18 protein-coding genes are annotated in these 15,911 nt (G+C 74.5%); 11 read left to right on the top strand and 7 right to left on the bottom strand.

The window, feature by feature from the left end; all coding sequences use genetic code 11:
- The first annotated feature begins 4 nt into the window (after nucleotides 1-4).
- Nucleotides 5-601: a TetR/AcrR family transcriptional regulator gene (locus tag KPL60_RS03895; RefSeq protein WP_226364932.1), complete on the top strand. Its 597-nt coding sequence runs from the start codon at nucleotides 5-7 to the stop codon at nucleotides 599-601.
- Nucleotides 602-745: 144 nt separating this feature from the next.
- Here the strand turns inward: KPL60_RS03895 and KPL60_RS03890 are convergent, their stop codons facing one another.
- The 3 genes from KPL60_RS03890 to KPL60_RS03880 are packed head-to-tail and all read right to left on the bottom strand — an operon-like array spanning nucleotide 746 to nucleotide 3,842.
- Nucleotides 746-1,681 (bottom strand): proline/glycine betaine ABC transporter permease, encoded by a 936-nt coding sequence (locus KPL60_RS03890; RefSeq protein ID WP_226364931.1) that lies wholly within the window; start codon nucleotides 1,679-1,681, stop codon nucleotides 746-748.
- Nucleotides 1,681-2,889, bottom strand: coding sequence for a glycine betaine/L-proline ABC transporter ATP-binding protein (locus KPL60_RS03885; RefSeq protein WP_226364930.1), 1,209 nt, complete (start codon nucleotides 2,887-2,889; stop codon nucleotides 1,681-1,683). Before KPL60_RS03885 ends, KPL60_RS03890 begins: the two co-directional genes overlap by 1 nt.
- Entirely contained in the window at nucleotides 2,886-3,842 is a 957-nt protein-coding gene (locus KPL60_RS03880) for a glycine betaine ABC transporter substrate-binding protein (RefSeq protein ID WP_226364929.1), read from the bottom strand. Before KPL60_RS03880 ends, KPL60_RS03885 begins: the two co-directional genes overlap by 4 nt.
- A 202-nt stretch (nucleotides 3,843-4,044) precedes the next feature.
- On the opposite strand from KPL60_RS03880, the gene KPL60_RS03875 reads away from it, so the two are divergent.
- Nucleotides 4,045-4,809 carry an alpha/beta fold hydrolase gene (locus KPL60_RS03875; RefSeq protein WP_226364928.1) on the top strand — a complete coding sequence of 255 codons (765 nt, stop codon included), beginning with the start codon at nucleotides 4,045-4,047 and terminating at the stop codon, nucleotides 4,807-4,809.
- Nucleotides 4,810-4,887: 78 nt separating this feature from the next.
- Here the strand turns inward: KPL60_RS03875 and KPL60_RS03870 are convergent, their stop codons facing one another.
- On the bottom strand, nucleotides 4,888-5,322 hold the full coding sequence (locus tag KPL60_RS03870) for a TIGR03668 family PPOX class F420-dependent oxidoreductase (protein ID WP_226364927.1): 435 nt from the start codon (nucleotides 5,320-5,322) through the stop codon (nucleotides 4,888-4,890).
- 4 nt (nucleotides 5,323-5,326) lie between these two features.
- Nucleotides 5,327-6,211: an SMP-30/gluconolactonase/LRE family protein gene (locus KPL60_RS03865; RefSeq protein WP_226364926.1), complete on the bottom strand. Its 885-nt coding sequence runs from the start codon at nucleotides 6,209-6,211 to the stop codon at nucleotides 5,327-5,329.
- A gap of 81 nt (nucleotides 6,212-6,292) precedes the next feature.
- On the opposite strand from KPL60_RS03865, the gene KPL60_RS03860 reads away from it, so the two are divergent.
- From KPL60_RS03860 to KPL60_RS03850, 3 genes are all read left to right on the top strand, one after another.
- The gene (locus KPL60_RS03860; RefSeq protein ID WP_226364925.1) at nucleotides 6,293-7,279 is read left to right on the top strand and encodes a pirin family protein; all 987 of its coding nucleotides are present in this window, start codon (nucleotides 6,293-6,295) and stop codon (nucleotides 7,277-7,279) included.
- A 66-nt stretch (nucleotides 7,280-7,345) separates the two neighbouring features.
- Entirely contained in the window at nucleotides 7,346-7,687 is a 342-nt protein-coding gene (locus KPL60_RS03855) for a helix-turn-helix transcriptional regulator (RefSeq protein WP_226357419.1), read from the top strand.
- On the top strand, nucleotides 7,684-8,181 hold the full coding sequence (locus tag KPL60_RS03850) for an SRPBCC family protein (protein WP_226357420.1): 498 nt from the start codon (nucleotides 7,684-7,686) through the stop codon (nucleotides 8,179-8,181). Before KPL60_RS03855 ends, KPL60_RS03850 begins: the two co-directional genes overlap by 4 nt.
- Here KPL60_RS03850 and KPL60_RS03845 read toward each other — a convergent pair.
- Nucleotides 8,133-8,966, bottom strand: a complete 834-nt coding sequence (locus tag KPL60_RS03845; RefSeq protein WP_226364924.1) for a helix-turn-helix domain-containing protein — start codon at nucleotides 8,964-8,966, stop codon at nucleotides 8,133-8,135. The two genes, KPL60_RS03850 and KPL60_RS03845, sit on opposite strands and share 49 nt — an antisense overlap.
- Nucleotides 8,967-9,112: 146 nt before the next feature.
- On the opposite strand from KPL60_RS03845, the gene KPL60_RS03840 reads away from it, so the two are divergent.
- From KPL60_RS03840 to KPL60_RS03820, 5 genes are all read left to right on the top strand, one after another.
- Nucleotides 9,113-10,066, top strand: coding sequence for a VOC family protein (locus KPL60_RS03840; protein ID WP_226364923.1), 954 nt, complete (start codon nucleotides 9,113-9,115; stop codon nucleotides 10,064-10,066).
- Nucleotides 10,066-10,686 (top strand): alpha/beta hydrolase, encoded by a 621-nt coding sequence (locus tag KPL60_RS03835; protein ID WP_226364922.1) that lies wholly within the window; start codon nucleotides 10,066-10,068, stop codon nucleotides 10,684-10,686. The genes KPL60_RS03840 and KPL60_RS03835 overlap by 1 nt, the downstream gene beginning before the upstream one ends.
- 9 nt (nucleotides 10,687-10,695) lie before the next feature.
- Nucleotides 10,696-12,576, top strand: coding sequence for an SNF2 helicase-associated domain-containing protein (locus tag KPL60_RS03830; RefSeq protein ID WP_226364921.1), 1,881 nt, complete (start codon nucleotides 10,696-10,698; stop codon nucleotides 12,574-12,576).
- A complete protein-coding gene (locus KPL60_RS03825) occupies nucleotides 12,474-13,655 on the top strand; it encodes a DEAD/DEAH box helicase (RefSeq protein ID WP_226364920.1) in 1,182 nt (393 codons plus the stop codon). Before KPL60_RS03830 ends, KPL60_RS03825 begins: the two co-directional genes overlap by 103 nt.
- A gap of 113 nt (nucleotides 13,656-13,768) precedes the next feature.
- Nucleotides 13,769-14,464: an SWIM zinc finger family protein gene (locus tag KPL60_RS03820; protein ID WP_226364919.1), complete on the top strand. Its 696-nt coding sequence runs from the start codon at nucleotides 13,769-13,771 to the stop codon at nucleotides 14,462-14,464.
- Nucleotides 14,465-14,820: 356 nt separating this feature from the next.
- Here the strand turns inward: KPL60_RS03820 and KPL60_RS03815 are convergent, their stop codons facing one another.
- Nucleotides 14,821-15,153 carry a DUF3817 domain-containing protein gene (locus KPL60_RS03815; protein WP_226364918.1) on the bottom strand — a complete coding sequence of 111 codons (333 nt, stop codon included), beginning with the start codon at nucleotides 15,151-15,153 and terminating at the stop codon, nucleotides 14,821-14,823.
- Nucleotides 15,154-15,327: 174 nt separating this feature from the next.
- On the opposite strand from KPL60_RS03815, the gene KPL60_RS03810 reads away from it, so the two are divergent.
- Complete coding sequence (locus KPL60_RS03810) at nucleotides 15,328-15,906, top strand: TIGR03086 family metal-binding protein (RefSeq protein WP_308016643.1); 579 nt, start codon at nucleotides 15,328-15,330, stop codon at nucleotides 15,904-15,906.
- The last annotated feature ends 5 nt before the right edge of the window (nucleotides 15,907-15,911 follow it).

Raw genomic sequence — 15,911 nt, 5'->3', positions numbered from 1 at the left:
GGGCATGACCCGGACGCCGGAGGAGCCCGCAGCGAAGCGACCGCCGGGCCGCCCGGCGCGGATCAGCCGCGACGCGATCGTCGAGGCGGTCGCCGCCACCGCGAACCTCGACACGATGACCGTGCGCGAGGTGGCCGCGCGGTTGCAGGTCACCCACGGGGCGCTCTACCGCTGGGTGCGCACCCGCGACGAGCTGGTCGACCTGGTCAGCGGGACCCTGGTCGACCGCGTCGTGCGCAGGATCGACGGCGCCGCCGGGGAACCACCGACCGCCCCGGAGCTCCTGCGACGCCTGGGGTGGGCCATGCACGACGAGTTCCTCGCCCTGCCCGGCTACGCCACCCACCTGTCCCGGCCGCACCGCCACCACGGGCCGTCGGTGGAGCGGATCCGGGACACCGTCGTCACGGCGCTGGTCCGCGACGGCGTCGACGGGGCGATGGCCGAGCAGAGCTGGCAGATCTTCGTCACGTGCACGGTCGGCTGGCTGGCCGCCGTCGAGAACGCCCAGCACCCCGGCGCGGGGACGCCGCACTTCGCGGTCTTCCTGGACGTCCTCGTCCGGGGGCTGCCCGCCCGGGCCCCCGGCACCGGCCGGTAGCGCGGGACCACGCGCTCCCGCGTCCGGGTCCCCGCGGGAGGCACGGCGGTGATCACCGGTTGTGGAGGACGGCGCCCGCGTCGCGAACGGATCGCTCCACAACCGGTGATCTTCTGATGCCGGCCGGGCCGAGGCGACGCCCGGTCAGGCGTTCGCGCCGCTCACCGCGGAACCGGCCGGAGCCGGGGAGGTGTGCTCGGCGGCCGGCGCCGCGGCCTTCTGCGGCCGGCGGGCGCGCAGCCGCGCGAGCAGGCTCCCCTCGGGGCGTTCGGCCAGTGCCGAGGTGAACCGGTCCAGGAAGATCGCCACGATGACGACGGCGAGCCCGCCCTCGACGCCGGTCGCGATGTCGAGCTGGGTGACCGCGCTGACCACCGTCGTGCCCAGCCCGTCGGCACCGGCCAGGCCCGCGACGACCACCATCGACAACGCCAGCATGATCACCTGGTTGACGCCGGCCATGATCGACGGCAGCGCCATCGGCAGCTGCACCTCGCGCAGGATCTGACGCGGGTGCGCCCCGAACGCGTGCGCGGCCTCCACGACCTCGCCGTCGACGCCCCGGATGCCCAGCTCGGTGAGCCGGACCGCCGGCGCGATCGAGAACACGATCGTCGCGACGACGCCCGGCACCACGCCGATGCCGAACAGCAGCACCACCGGGATCAGGTAGACGAACGCCGGGACCGTCTGCGCCAGGTCGAGGACCGGGCGCAGCGTCCGGCTCGCCGCGCGGCTGCGGGCGGCCCAGATGCCCAGCGGCACACCGATCGCCACCGCGATCAGCGCCGCGACGAGCACCAGACCGAAGGTCTCCATCGTCTCGGTCCACAGGTCGAACGAGGACACGAGGAGGAAGCCGACCAGGGTGAACACCGCGAACCCGACCCCGCGCACGAGCAGCGCGAGCGCCACGAGCAGTACCAGCCAGACCCACCACACCGGGGCGGTGAAGATCGAGGTCACGGCCTCGACGACCGCGGTGATCGCGACCCCGATGGCGTCGAACACGACCCCGGCGTTCTGCAGCAGCCAGAGGATGAACGCCTCGACGTAGCTCCCGAACTCGAACCTGGGCATCAGGCGTTCCTCCCGTCGGCGGTGGCCTCGTCGTGGGTCGACAGGGCGGCGAGCACGGCACCCCGCGGGACGACGCCGGTGAGGCGGCCGTCGTCGACCACCGCGAGCGGGACCGGGTTGCGTCCGACCTGGTGCAGCAGGTCGATGAGCGGCCGGTCCGGTTCGGTGGTGCGGTACTCCTCGACCAGCGCGGACCGGTCGATGCCGGTGGCGCCCCGTCCCGCGGCGTGGCCGAGCCAGTCGTCGCGGACGACGCCGAGGATGCGGTGGTCGTCGTCGACGACGTAGGCGCCGGTCGCCTCGGCCCGGCCGAGCCGGACCAGCACGTCGGCGGGGCGCTCGTCGAGGGTCACCGTGATGCGGGCCTCGCGGATCACGTCGGCGGCGGTGAGCACCCGGCTGCGGTCGACGTCGGAGACGAACTCGGCGACGTAGTCGTCGGCCGGGGACTCCAGGATCTGCGGTCCGGTGCCGACCTGGACCAGGCGGCCGTCCTTGAGCAGCAGGATGCGGTCGCCGAGCAGCATGGCCTCGTTGAGGTCGTGGGTGATGAACACGATGGTCTTCTTCAGGTCCCGCTGCAGGCGGACGAGCAGCTGCTGCATGTCGCGGCGGATCAGCGGGTCCAGCGCGGAGTAGGGCTCGTCCATCAGGAGCACGTCGGTGTCGCTGGCCAGCGCCCGGGCGAGCCCGACGCGTTGCTGCATGCCGCCCGAGAGCTGGCCGGGCAGCGCGTCGGCGCGCTCGCCGAGGCCGACCTGCTCCAGCGCCCACTCCGCCTTCTCCCGGCGGGCGCGGGCGTCGACGCCGCGGATCTGCAGCCCGTACTCGGCGTTCTGCCGGACGGTGCGGTGCGGCAGCAGTGCGAAGTGCTGGAACACCATCGCGATCCGCTCGTTGCGCAGGGTGCGCAGGTCGGCGTCGCCGAGGGAGCCGAGGTCGCGGCCGTCGACGGTGATGCTGCCCGAGGTCGGTTCGATGAGCCGGTTCAGCAGCCGGACCAGCGTCGACTTGCCCGACCCGGACAGGCCCATGATCACGAACAGCTCGCCGTCGGCGATGTCGAAGGACACGTCGTGCACGGCGAGGGTGGCGCCGGTGCGGCGTTGGATCCCGCTGCGCCCCTCGCCCTCCCCGGCGAGCCGGACGGCCTCGTCGGCGGCCCTGCCGTCGCCGAAGACCTTGGTCAGGTTCCGTACCTCGATCATGCTCCGGCTCCCACCCACTGGCGGACGCGGTCCGGGTGCGCGGTCACGTAGTCCCGCGCCACCACCTCCACGTCCTCGTTGTCCACGTCGACCCGCTGGAGCATCTGCTCGACATCGGCCAGCGGCAGCTCGAACCGGCGCAGCATCGCCGCGAATCCGGGGCTGGTGCGTGCCAGGTCCGGGCTCGCCGCGGTCCAGGCCGAGTACGCCGGCATGGCGCAGGCGCCGTCGCCGGTGGTGTAGCAGTCCTCCCGTGCCGGGGTCGGCTCCGTCAGCTTCGTCAGCCGGAGCTCCTCGAAGATGTAGTGCGGGCGGTACAGGTAGACCAGGATCGGCTGGCGGCGCTCGTAGGCGCGGCGCAGCTCCGCGATCTGCGCGGCCTCGCTGGAGGTCACCTGCTCCAGGTCCAGCCGGTAGCCGGCGAGGCGCTTCGCGTTGTACTCGGTGGTGAGGAAGCTGGGGTCGGAGTCGACGAGCCGGTTGCCGAGGGCGTCGGCGTAGTCGTTCAGCTGGGTCACGCTGGTCAGCCCGGCCAGCGGCTGACCCGGCTCGACCGCGTAGCTGGGGACGTACCAGCCCTGCTCGGCTCCCTGGTAGGTCGGGTGCACCAGCCCGATCCGGTCCTGCGCCTTCGCGGCCAGCTCGGACTGGTTGGGCATCGCGACCTCGGTGAGGGCGTCGACGTCGCCGCGCTGGGCGCCGGCCCAGGCGGTCGCGGGTCCGACCTGGATGGTCTTGAGCCGCCCGACGCCGAGCTCCGGGTGGGTCGCGACGACCTCACCGAGGATCGCGTTGGTCAGCTTCGCCGCGCTCCACGGGAACTGGGCGAGCCGGACGGTCGGGCCGCCGGCACCGGCGGACGCGCAGCCGGATGCGGCCAGCAGTACCGCGAGCAGGATGGTGACCAGGCGGATCGTCCTGGTCCGGGGTACGGCAACGGGCGGATCGGCCACGGGGGCACGTCCTCTCGGGGGTCGTCGACTCTCCGCGTCCCGGTCGGCTTCAGGACACGCGGGCAGGCGTCAACGACAGGCGGACGACCACATCCGGCACAGGTCGACGTGCAGACGCGACGTCAGCCGGAGGTCGGGAATCACGCAAACGAGCCTTCACGACCGTTCCGGACGGCGCAACAGCGAGCACTACGATCGTGATGTGCCTGCGACGTCGCTGCTCGAACTGGACGGTCTGCGCCACGAGTACTCCGACACCGGCGGCCCCGGCGACGGCCGTGCGCCCCTGCTGTTCCTGCACGAGGGGCTCGGCTCGGTCGGTCTGTGGCGCGGGTTCCCCGAGCGGGTCGCGGCCGCGTCCGGGCGCCGGGCCGTCGCGTACTCCCGGCTCGGGCACGGCCGCTCCGACCGGCCCCGCGACCCGCGGACCACGGCGTTCATGGCGACCGAGGCGACGACGACCGTCCCGGCCCTGTGCGCCGCGCTCGGCCTGGACCGCCCGGTCCTCGTCGGACACTCCGACGGCGGCACGATCGCGCTGCTCGCGGCCGCGGCGATGCCGGTGAGCGGGGTGGTGGTCCTCGCCCCGCACGTGCTGACCGAGCCGTTCGCCCTCACCGCGATCCGGGCGGCCCGCACCGCGTTCGACGACGGCGACCTCCGCACCCGGATGGCCCGCCACCACGACGACCCGGACGCCGCGTTCCGCGGGTGGAACGACATGTGGCTGGCCGAGGAGTTCACCTCCTGGGACGTCCGCGACGCGCTGGCCGGCATCACCGCCCCGGTGCTGGGTCTGCAGGGCGATGACGACCCCTACGGCACCGTTGTGCACGTGCGCGCGGTGGCCGAGCGGGCGTCCGGCCCGGTCACGGTCACCGAGCTGCCGTGCGGGCACGCGCCCCACCTGGAGCTCCCCGACGAGACCGCCGAGGCGATCACCGCGTTCCTGCGCACCCTGCCCTGATCATGGGTTCGCGCGCGGAACCGCGGTGCGCGCGCGACGGGACGCACGCGGGGTCCGGATCCGCGCGCGGACACGTGATCATGGGGGTGGGGTGGCGGTCCAGGCGGTCCAGCGGGTGGGGGTCAGGGCCAGGACCGGGCCCTGCGGTGGCTGCGCGGCGTACGGCTCGTACCTCTCCGCGAGCGCCGCGACGGCGCGGGCGTGCAGGTCGCCGTCGTCGTGGATCGCGCAGGTGGCGTCCAGGCGGACCCACCACAGCTGCGACCAGTCGTCGTCGTAGTGGTCGGCGAGCAGGGCCACCCGCGGGTCGGCCTCGATGTCGCGCAGCCGCGCGAGGCGGCGGTGCCGCTTGGGCTTGACGTCGTCGACGGCCGACACCACCAGCCCGTCGACGAGTGCGAAGGTGACCGGCACCAGGCGCGGGGTGCCGTCGGTGGCGCGGATCGTCGCGAGCCGCGCCACCTGCGCGCCGGTCAGCAGCGCGCGGGCGGCGGTCTCGTCGAGGGAGGGCACGGGCTCAGGCCGCCGGGACGTCCACCCGGACGGCGAGCAGCTGCGCCAGGCGGGTGTCGCGGCGCTCGTGCTCGGCGAACCCGGGGGCGGTGCAGAGGAACAGGGTGTGGCCGTCGTCGCCGCCGAGTGCGCAGGCGTAGGTGCCGACCTGGCCGGTGGAGACCTCGCCGTCGACCATCCCGCCGGGGCGGACCCGGATCGCCCGGTTGCCGATGGCGTCGGCGACCCAGATCGCACCCTCCGCGTCGGGGGCGGAGATGCCGTCCGGGGCGACGGTGAGCTCGGCGATGGCGTCGAACGGGTCCTCGGCGGCCGACGGCGGACCGAACAGCGCCCAGTCCCGGCGCGGGCCGAGCGTGCCGTCGTCGCCGACCGCGAAGGCGGACATCCGGTTGCCGAAGGTCTCGGCGACGACGAGGTCCTCACCGGACAGCGCGGGTCCGTTCGCGAAGTGCAGCGGCTCGCTCGCCACCGACACGGAACCGTCCGGCGCGACGCGCAGCAGCGGCGCGGCGGCGCGCGGGGCGCCGTTCATCAGGTCGAAGCCGAAGCTGCCCACCCAGAGGCCGCCGCCGTCGTCGACGATCATGTCGTTGAGCACGTGCTCGGCGTGGCCGGACAGGTCGGCGTGGGTGACGAGGGTGCCGTCGGTCTCGCGGCGCAGGATCCGCCGGTCCCGCATGGACACGATCAGCAGCCTGCCGTCGGGCAGCCAGCCCAGGCCGGAGGGCTGCTGGGGCACCTCGGCCTCGGTGCGCAGGTCCGACCCGTCGGCGCGGGCCGAGAGCACCCGGTGGGTGTAGAAGTCGCTGACCCAGATCCTCCCGTCGTGCCAGCGTGGCCCCTCGAGGAACGACATGTCCGACAACACCGTCGACAGCTGCGTCATGGCGATCAGTCTGGCCTCCCGGGAATCGGGGCGCCAGCGCGGTCGTTGACCGTGCAACAACCACCGACCGTGGAGGTCCCGATGCCCGCCGTCTCCGTCGCCGACGTCAGCGCCCTGCCCCGCGTGCCCGTCCCGGGCCCGACCGACCTGGACCGGGGCGTCCGCAGCGTCACCACCGCCCCGCGCGGGTACGAGGGCGAGGGCTTCCCGGTCCGCCGTGCCTTCCAGGGGGTGGACCTGCGCGATCTCGACCCGTTCCTGCACATGGACCAGATGGGCGAAATCGAGTACGCCCCGGGCGAGCCGAAGGGCACCTCCTGGCACCCGCACCGCGGCTTCGAGACCGTCACCTACATCATCGACGGGACCTTCGAGCACGGTGACAGCCACGGCGGCGGTGGGACGATCACCGACGGCGACACCCAGTGGATGACCGCCGGCTCGGGCCTGCTGCACATCGAGCGCCCGCCGGAGTCGCTGGTGCGCAGCGGCGGGCTGTTCCACGGCCTGCAGCTGTGGGTGAACCTCCCGCGCGCGGACAAGTGGCTGCCGCCGAAGTACCAGGACCTGCGCGGCGGTGAGGCCGCCCTGGTCACCACGCCCGACGGCGGCGCGCTGCTGCGGGTGATCGCCGGCGACGTGGCGGGCGCGTCCGGACCGGGCTCGACCCACACCCCGATGGCGATGGTGCACGCGACCGTCTCCCCCGGCGCACAGCTGCGGCTGCCCTGGCCGCGGCCCTACAACGCGCTGGTCTACGTGCTGAGCGGGTCCGGCACCGTCGGCGCGGACCGGCGCCCGGTCCGCACCGGCCAGCTCGCCGTGTTCGGCCCCGGGGACCTGATCACCGTCGAGGGCGGCACGAGGCAGGAGTCCCGTCACCCGTCGCTGGACGTGGTGGTGCTGGGCGGGCAGCCGATCCGCGAGCCTGTCTCGTGGGCGGGCCCGTTCGTGATGAACACCCGCGAGGAGGTGCAGCAGGCGTTCGAGGACTACCAGCGCGGCCGCCTCGGCGTGGTGCCGTCGGACTACGTGCCGCACGGCTCCCTCCCCGGCTCGTTCAACTGACGGGTTGAATACGGGGTCTCCCGGCGCTACGGTGTATTCAACCGAGAGGTTGAACGAGGAGGAGACGTGGAGGACCGGCTGAACCGGGTCTTCGCCGCACTGGCGGACCCGATCCGGCGCGACATGGTGGCCCGGCTGGCGACGGCCGACGCGACCGTGAACGAGCTGGCCGAGCCCTACGACGTCTCCGTGCAGGCCGTCTCCAAGCACATCCGGGTGCTGGAGGACGCGGGGCTGGTCCGGCGCAGCCGGCAGGCCCAGCGCCGTCCGGTGCACCTCGAGGCGGAGGTCTTCGACCTGATGACGGCCTGGATCGAGCGGTACCGGCGGCAGGTGGAGGAGCGCTACGCGCGCCTCGACGACCTGCTCGCCGAGGGCGCACCCACCGAGCACGAGGAGACGGCATGAGCACCACCGGTACCCGCGGCACGGCCATCGACACCGTCGACGACCTGCCTGCCATCCGCATCACCCGCGAGTTCGACGCCCCGCCGGAGCGGGTCTTCGACGCCCACGTCGACGAGGACAAGGTCGTGCGCTGGCTGGGCCCGCGCGGGCTGACGATGACCGTGCACCGCTGGGACGCCGCGACCGGCGGCGGCTACCGCTACACCCACGCCGACGAGGGCGGCGAGTACCGCTTCTTCGGCTCGTTCCACGAGGTCCGGGCCCCCGAGCGGATCGTGCAGACCTTCACCTTCGAGGGCTTCGGCGACAGCGTCTGCCTGGAGACGATGACCCTGACCCCGCTGCCCGGCGGGCGGACCCGGCTGGTCGCGGAGTCGCTCTACGACTCGTTCGCCGCCCGCGACGCGATGCTCGCCTCGGGGATGGACGTCGGGGTGAACGAGGGCTACGAGCAGCTCGACGAGCTGCTCGCCGAGCGGGCGCCCTCCCGGTAGGCCGCCGGGGTCAGGCCCGTCGCGCGTTTGAACACCTGCCCGAAGTGCGACGGCCCGCGGAACCCCCACCGCGACCCGATCGCCGCGGCAGGCACGTCGGCCAGTGCGGGGTCGGCCAGGTCGCGCCGGCACATCTCGACCCGCCGCGCGCGGATCCAGGCCGCGGCGCTCGTGCCGGTCCCCGCGAACAGGTTGTGCAGGTGGCGCGCGGAGACGAAGTGCGCGGCGGCGATCCCGGCGGGGGCGAGGTCCGGGTCGCCGAGGTGCGCCTCGACGTGGGCCTTGATCCGGTCCAGCAGGTCGCAGTGCGGGGCGGGCTCGGCGCCGGCGGTGCTCCGCAGCAGCACCCCGACCAGATCCACGGCGTGCCGCACCGCGACGGCGGCGTGCGGGCCCATCGCGAGCCGGTGCACGTCGAGGTGGCGCAGGGTGTCGCAGACGTAGCCGGCCAGGCCGGGGCCGGCGTCGAAGGCGGTGCCCGCCACCCCGGTGAGCGGCTCGCCGCGGGGCTCGACGCGGTCGCGCGGGAACCGCACGCACAGCGCGCGGAACGCCCGGTCCGCGGTGGGGGTGCCCGGGTGGGCCGGGTCCAGCAGCGCCCACCGCCCGGGGACCAGCGGCTCGCCGTCGCCGAGCAGGGCACTGCCCGCGAGCGCCACGACCAGCACGAGCCGGTCGTCGCCGGGAGTGGGCAGGTCGCCGGTGACGGTGGTGAAGGAGACGCCGTCCGGTCCGGGGACGGAGCCGGGTCCGGAGTCGGTGGGACGGTCGGCGACGGTCGTCATCGGCGGCTCCTGGTCGTGCTGGTGGCCGCACCCAGCCTAGTCACGCCGTAGCCGCCCGCCGGGCCGGTGCGGGCGTGCACGCGGGCGACAGCGGTCTGCGCCCGTCGGCGATGTGCCGCGGCCGCGGTGTTCCTAGCGTCGGGCACGTGGCTCATGTCGAAGGCTCGCACCATGTGACCCTGTCCGTCGCCGGCGCCCAGGAGGACGTCGACTTCCACACGAAGATCCTCGGCATGCGCTTCATCAAGCGCACCGTCCTGTTCGACGGCTCGCTGCCGATCTACCACCTCTACTACTCCAACGCCGACGGCGACCCGTCCAGCGTCGTCACCACGTTCCCGTGGGCGCAGGCGGGCCAGTTCGGCACCCGCGGCACCAACCAGGCCCGCGAGGTGCTGCTGTCGGTGCCCGAGGACTCGCTGGACTACTGGTCGGCGCGGCTGCGCTCGCACGACGTCGAGGCGACCGACCTGGAGCGCTTCGACCGGCGCCGCCTGGCGTTCCGGCACCCGTCGGGCATCGAGTACCAGTTCGTCGGCACCACCGGCGACCCGCGGCGCGGCTACGAGGGCAACGGTGTGCCCGGTGAGCACGCGATCCACGGCATCCACGGCGTCGGGGTGCACATGACCACCCCGGACCGGATGGTCGAGTTCGCCGACACCTCGTTCTTCGCCCAGGGCGCCCCCGCCGAGGACGGCGACGTGTTCGGCCTGCGGATCGGCGACGCGAAGGTCGGCAACCACCTGGAGATCACCGTCAACCGCCGCGAGGACCAGGGCACCTGGCGCTACGGCGCGGGCACCTACCACCACTTCGCGTGGAACGTGTCCGACCTGGCGAACCAGGACGCGGTGAAGTTCGACATCGAGGGCGCCGGCTACACCGACATCTCCGAGCTCAAGGACCGCAAGTACTTCAAGAGCGTCTACGTCCGGACGCCGAGCGGGGCGCTGTTCGAGCTGGCCGTCACCCACGACGAGGGCGGCTGGACCTGCGACGAGTCCCCGCAGGAGCTCGGCACCCGGTTCCAGCTGCCCGAGCAGTTCGAGCACCGGCGCGAGGAGATCTTCGCCAAGCTGGAACCGATCGAGGGCTGATGGCGACCTGGGGGGATCCGGACGCGCCGCTGGTCGTGCTCGCCCTGCACGGGCGGGGCCGCGACCCCGACGACATGCGGGCCACCGCGGCCCGGTTCGGGGACGTGCCCGCCCGGTTCGTCGCGCCGCCGGCGCCGGGCGGCAGCTGGTACCCGAAGCCGTTCCTGGAGCCGTTCGACGAGAACCGCGACGCGCTGCTGCGTGCCCTGGGCATCGTCGACGACGAGCTGGCCCGGCTCGCCGACGCCGGTGTCGGCCGGGACCGGCTGGTGCTGTGGGGGTTCTCCCAGGGCGCCTGCCTGGCCGCGCACCACCTGCTGGTGCGCGACCCGCGCCCGTGCGCGGGACTGGTGCTGTTCACCGGCGGGTTCGTCGGTCCGGACCCGGTCCCGGCGCCGCCGGCCGGGGCACTGGCCCCGACCCCGGCGGTGCTGCGCTCGATCTCGCACGACCCGTGGGTGCCCGCGCACCGGGTCACCGAGACTGCATCGCTGCTGGTGGCCGGCGGTGCGCGGGTGGACCTGCGGATCGACGACGGCGACGAGCACGTGATCACCGACGAGGCGTGCGCGGCCGCGGCCGGGCTCCTGCACGCGGTCGCTGTCGGGGGTCGCCTCTAGCGTGGGGGTGTGTTCGTCGTCCACGCCCTGCACTCCCCCACCCGGGGCGTCCTGCTGTGGGCGGAGGACGGCGAGCGCACCCCCCGCACCGACCGCCGGTCGCTGCGCACGGCGCGGCCGAACCCGTTCGCGGTGCCGTCGGACGAGCTGGCCGCGATCCATCCGGGCAAGCCGGCGTCGGTGACGGTGCTGCTGCCCTCGCACCCGTCGGGCCCGCAGGACTCCCCCGGCCTGGTCCGGTCCCGGCCGCGCACCCGGAGCCGAGGCACGCCGACGCTGGCGCCGTGGACGGTGCCCGCGGTCGTCGTCGACCCCTCCGAGCTGACCGACCCCTCCGACGAGGTCCGCTACGGCGCCGGGTTCGCCCACCTCGCCGACCTCGCCCGGCTGGCCGAGGAGCTCGCGGCCCGCGGCCGGGTGCTGCCGGTGCTGCTCACCGAGTCCGGCCGGCCCGCGGCGCGCTGGCGCCCGGTCGTCCAGGGTCTCGACGCGGTCGCCCGCGCCGACCTGGTGCGGCGGCTGCCCCCGGTCGCACGGGCCGAGCAGCGCCGCCCCGGCGACGTCGCCGGGCAGGACCCGGACACCCTGGTCGACGCCGCGCTGGCCCGGTTCACCGACGCCGCCGTCCGCGAGCGGCTGGGGCGCAGCGCCGCGATGCCCGTCCCGCTGCCCGCCCGCGCGGACGCCCCGGCGTCGCTGCTGCACGCGCTGACCGGCCCGTCGGCGGACCTGCCCGCGACCGGTGCCGGGCTGCGGGTGCTGCGCGAGGCACTGGCCGTGTGGGACGACGTCGGCCGCGAGCAGCCCGGCGCCGCCACCGCGCTGTTCCGGCTCGCCGAGGTCTCCACCCTGCACGACCCGGCCGACCCCGGCCCGGACCTCGACGACCAGACCGGCGACGGCACCCGGTGGGAGCTCCAGTTCGCGCTGCGCTCCACCGAGGACCCGAGCCTGGTGTTCGACGCGGCCGGCGTGTGGGCCGGGGAGGCCGACGCCCTGGTCTCCGGCGCGCAGGACGTGCTGCTGGCCGAGCTGGGGCGGGCCGCGCAGGTGCTGCCCGGGCTGGTGCCCGCACTGCGCCGGGCCCGCCCGACCGGGCTCGAGCTCGACGTCACCGGCGCCCACCGGTTCCTCACCCGGGACGCACCCGCGCTGCTCTCGGCCGGGTTCGGGGTGGCGCTGCCGCGCGGCTGGGACGGGCGCCGCCCGCTGGGGCTGCGGCTGTCGGCGTCGTCGGCCCCGGCGCCGGGGGTGATCACCCGCGGCGGGCTGGGCCGTGACGAGCTGGCGGAGTTCCGCTGGTCGCTCGCCGTCGGCGACGAGGAGCTGGGCGAGTCCGAGATCGCCGCGCTGGTGGCGGCGAAGGCGCCGCTGGTCCGGCTGCGCGGGCGCTGGGTCGCCGTCGACGCCCAGGCGCTGGCCCAGGGGCTGGACTTCCTGCGCCGCCACCGGGACCGGCCGCCCACCGTCGGCGAGGTGCTGGCCGCGGCCCGTGGTGAGGCGGGCGCCCCGCTTCCGGTGACCGACGTGTCCGCCCGCGGGCACCTCGGGGCGCTGCTGGAGGGCACCGCCGAGGCGACGCTGACGCCGGTGCCGTCGCCGCCGGGGTTCACCGCGACGCTGCGCCCCTACCAGGAGCGCGGGGTGGCGTGGCTGGCGTTCCTGTCGTCGCTGGGGCTGGGGGCGTGCCTGGCCGACGACATGGGGCTGGGCAAGACCGTCCAGCTGCTGGCCCTGGAGGCCCACGACCGGTCCGGCGGGCCGACCGGCGCCCCGACCCTGATCGTGTGCCCGATGTCGATGGTCGGCACCTGGCAGCGGGAGGCCGCGACGCCGGGGACCTGCGGGCGTGGCGGTTCCACCGGCTCGTCCTCGACGAGGCCCAGATGATCAAGAACGCGCACGCGGCGGCGTCGCGCACGATGCGGTCGTTCGACGCCGGCCACCGGGTCGCGCTCACCGGCACCCCGATGGAGAACCGGCTGGCCGAGCTGTGGTCGGTGATGGACTTCCTCAACCCCGGCGTGCTCGGGGTGCCGGAGGTGTTCCGGCAGCGGTTCGCGGTGCCGATCGAGCGCCACCGCGACGCCGGGACGGCCCGCACGCTGCGCCGGATCACCCGGCCCTACCTGCTGCGGCGGGTCAAGACCGACCCCACGGTGATCGACGACCTGCCGGAGAAGATCGAGATCGTGGCCGACCACCGGCTCACCCGGGAGCAGGCGTCGCTGTACCGGACCGTCGTCGACGACATGATGGAGAAGATCGAGGGCAGCGACGGCATCGAGCGCCGCGGCAACGTGCTGGCCGCGATGAGCAAGCTCAAGCAGGTCTGCAACCACCCCGCGCAGCTGCTGCACGACGGGTCCCCGATCCACCGCACCGGCGGGCGGCACCGCTCGGGCAAGGTCGCCCGGCTGGAGGAGATCCTGGAGCCGGTGCTCGCCGCCGGGGACCGGGCGCTGCTGTTCACCCAGTACACCGAGTTCGCCGCGATGCTGCGCCCGCACCTGTCGGCGCGGTTCGACACCGAGGTGCTCTACCTGCACGGCGGCACCCCGAAGAAGCGGCGCGACGAGATGGTCGCCCGGTTCCAGTCCGGGGAGGGACCGTCGCTGTTCCTGCTCTCGCTGCGCGCGGGCGGCACCGGGCTCACGCTCACCGCGGCGAACCACGTGATCCACCTGGACCGGTGGTGGAACCCGGCGGTGGAGGACCAGGCCACCGACCGGGCGTTCCGGATCGGGCAGCGGCGCGCGGTGCAGGTGCGCCGGTTCGTGTGCCCGGGGACGGTCGAGGAGCGGATCGAGGATCTGGTCACGGCGAAGCGGTCGCTGTCGGACATGGTGGTGACCGGCGGGGAGGACTGGCTGACGTCGCTGTCGACCTCCGAGCTGCGTGCGGTGTTCGCGCTCGGCTCGGACGCGGTGGCCGACCCCGACGAGGAGACGGGCGACGCCGATGAGTGACCGGCCGTTCTGGGCGCAGGAGGACTTCACCGGAGGGCCGCCGCGCCGCGTCGAGGGCGGGATCCGGATCCACGCGTCGAGGGGCGCGGTGGTGGTCGGCGCGGTTCCTGGCGGTGCTGGAGCGGCTCGGTGTCGGCGGGCGGCTCTCGCGCGGCCGCAGCTACGCCCGGTCGGGGCAGATCGTGTCGCTCGACGTCGACGCGGGCGCCGTGGTCGCGCTGGTGCAGGGCACCCGGCCGCAGCCGTACCGGGTGCGGATCGGGCTGGGGGTCTGGGACAAGACGCAGTGGCGGCGCGTGGAGCAGGCCCTGGCCGCCGACGCCTGGTACACCGCGGCCCTGCTGTCGGGGACCGTGCCCCCGGAGATCGAGGAGCTGCTCGACGGCCTGGAGCTGTCGTTGTTCCCCGCCGCGGGCGCCGACCTGTCGCAGGACTGCTCGTGCCCGGACCACACGGTGCCGTGCAAGCACCTGGCCGCGGTGTTCTACGTGCTGGCCGAGCGCTGCGACACCGACCCGTTCACCCTGCTCACGCTGCGCGGACGCGACCGGGACACGCTGCTGGAGCGGTTGCGGGCCGAGCGCGACAGCGGCGCCGGCCCGTCCGGACCGGCCGGGCCGGCGCCGCTGGCGGACCTGCTGGACAGCTTCTGGGAGGGCGCGGCGGGGTCCGCTCCCCCGCGGCCGCCGGACACCGAGCCGGGCGCGGTGCTGGACCAGGTGCCCGAGCCGTCACTGCGGTCCGGCGGCGGGCGGCTGACCGACGCGTTGCGGCCGGTGTACCGGGCGCTGGCCCACCCGGACGCGTGAGGAGCCGGAAATATGTGAGGGCCCGGTCGCCGTGGTCGAGCGACCGGGCCCTCGTCCCGAACTGACGCGCCGCTCCCACCACGAAGCGACACGTGGAACTTAGCCAAGGCTTACCTACGCTGTCAAGCCGTGGGCGGGAGCGGATGCTCCCGGAGAGCCGGGGACCGGCGCCGCCGGGTTCCGCGGCACCGTCGGCGCGACACCGACCCCGGAACGCGGGACGGCCCGGCCGCTGTGGTCGATGCGGCCGGGCCGTGTTTCCCGAACTGACGCGCCGCTCCCACCACGAAGCGACGAGCTGAAGTTAGCCTAGGCTTACCTCAACCGTCAAGAGCGGCACGGGAATCCGGGAGGACTCAGCCGGCGACGGGCTGGGCGCGGGCCGGGTCGAGGCGGCCGGTGGCCCCGGCGTGGCGCTCGAACCAGATCGTCGTCAGCGGCGGGATGCTCGCGAGCAGGCCGATCACGGTGGTGCGCAGGTCCCAGCGGAACAGCCGCGCGGTCCACAGCGTGACGAGCATGTAGGCGACGAACAGCGCCCCATGGATCGGCCCCATGACCTGCACCCCGACCTCGGTGGTGGCCAGCACCCACTTGAAGAACATGCCGATCAGCAGGCCGGTCCAGGACAGCGCCTCGGCGATCGCCACGACGCGGAAGGCCTTGGCGACGAGGGACGGGTCGTTCATGACGGTGCTTCCTCCAGGCGGACGGGACGTCGGAGACCACTCTGCCGTATCCCCGGCACCACCTTCTACCGGGTGTCGAAAGACACGCGGTGCGATGAGTCGGCGCGCCGCGACCGGTCGGAGCAGGCAGGGCCCCGCGACCGTGGGGCGCCGACCCGACCGGAGGTGGCATCCGTGCTCGATCTCGCCCCGACCGCCCGCGCCGTCGCCGACGTCGTCGCCGGTGTCCGCGACGACCAGCTCCACGACCCGACCCCCTGCGACGACATGACCGTCGCCGCCCTCCTCGACCACCTGCACGGTCTGGCGTGGGCGTTCCGGGTCGCGGCGCAGAAGTCCCCCGAGGCCGCGGGTACCGCGCCGAGCGCCGACGCCGCGCACCTCGTCGCGGACTGGCGCACCGCGGTCCCGGCCCGGCTCACCGCGCTGGCCGAGGCCTGGCGCGAGCCGACCGCCTGGGAGGGCTTCACCGCCGCGGGCGGGATGGACCTGCCCGCCGAGGTCGCCGGGGTCATCGCCCTCGACGAGCTGGTCCTGCACGGCTGGGACCTCGCCGTCGCGACCGGCCGCCCGTTCACCCCCGACGACGACGCCGTCGCCGCCGTACTGGAGTTCACCACCGCGATGTCCGCACCCGGCCAGGAGGCGTCGCGGGAGGGACTGTTCGGGCCGGTCGTCGCGGTCGGGGACGACGCACCGGCGTTCCACCGGGCGCTCGGCAACAGCGGTCGCGACCCGCGCCGGGGCCGCTGACGCGG

It is taken from the genome of Pseudonocardia sp. ICBG162, assembly GCF_020496225.1.
Classification (GTDB): Bacteria; Actinomycetota; Actinomycetes; order Mycobacteriales; family Pseudonocardiaceae; genus Pseudonocardia; species Pseudonocardia alni.
This window is presented reverse-complemented; position numbering and strand designations above follow the sequence as displayed.

Excerpts from the sequence above, each read along its gene's own strand:
- KPL60_RS03835 (WP_226364922.1), top strand. The coding sequence starts at position 10,066 with ATGGCGACCTGGGGGGATCCGGACGCGCCGCTGGTCGTGCTCGCCCTG.
- KPL60_RS03865 (WP_226364926.1), bottom strand. The coding sequence starts at position 6,211 with ATGACGCAGCTGTCGACGGTGTTGTCGGACATGTCGTTCCTCGAGGGG.
- KPL60_RS03885 (WP_226364930.1), bottom strand. The coding sequence starts at position 2,889 with ATGATCGAGGTACGGAACCTGACCAAGGTCTTCGGCGACGGCAGGGCC.
- KPL60_RS03815 (WP_226364918.1), bottom strand. The coding sequence starts at position 15,153 with ATGAACGACCCGTCCCTCGTCGCCAAGGCCTTCCGCGTCGTGGCGATC.
- KPL60_RS03850 (WP_226357420.1), top strand. The coding sequence starts at position 7,684 with ATGAGCACCACCGGTACCCGCGGCACGGCCATCGACACCGTCGACGAC.
- KPL60_RS03860 (WP_226364925.1), top strand. The coding sequence starts at position 6,293 with ATGCCCGCCGTCTCCGTCGCCGACGTCAGCGCCCTGCCCCGCGTGCCC.
- KPL60_RS03895 (WP_226364932.1), top strand. The coding sequence starts at position 5 with ATGACCCGGACGCCGGAGGAGCCCGCAGCGAAGCGACCGCCGGGCCGC.
- KPL60_RS03890 (WP_226364931.1), bottom strand. The coding sequence starts at position 1,681 with ATGCCCAGGTTCGAGTTCGGGAGCTACGTCGAGGCGTTCATCCTCTGG.
- KPL60_RS03845 (WP_226364924.1), bottom strand. The coding sequence starts at position 8,966 with ATGACGACCGTCGCCGACCGTCCCACCGACTCCGGACCCGGCTCCGTC.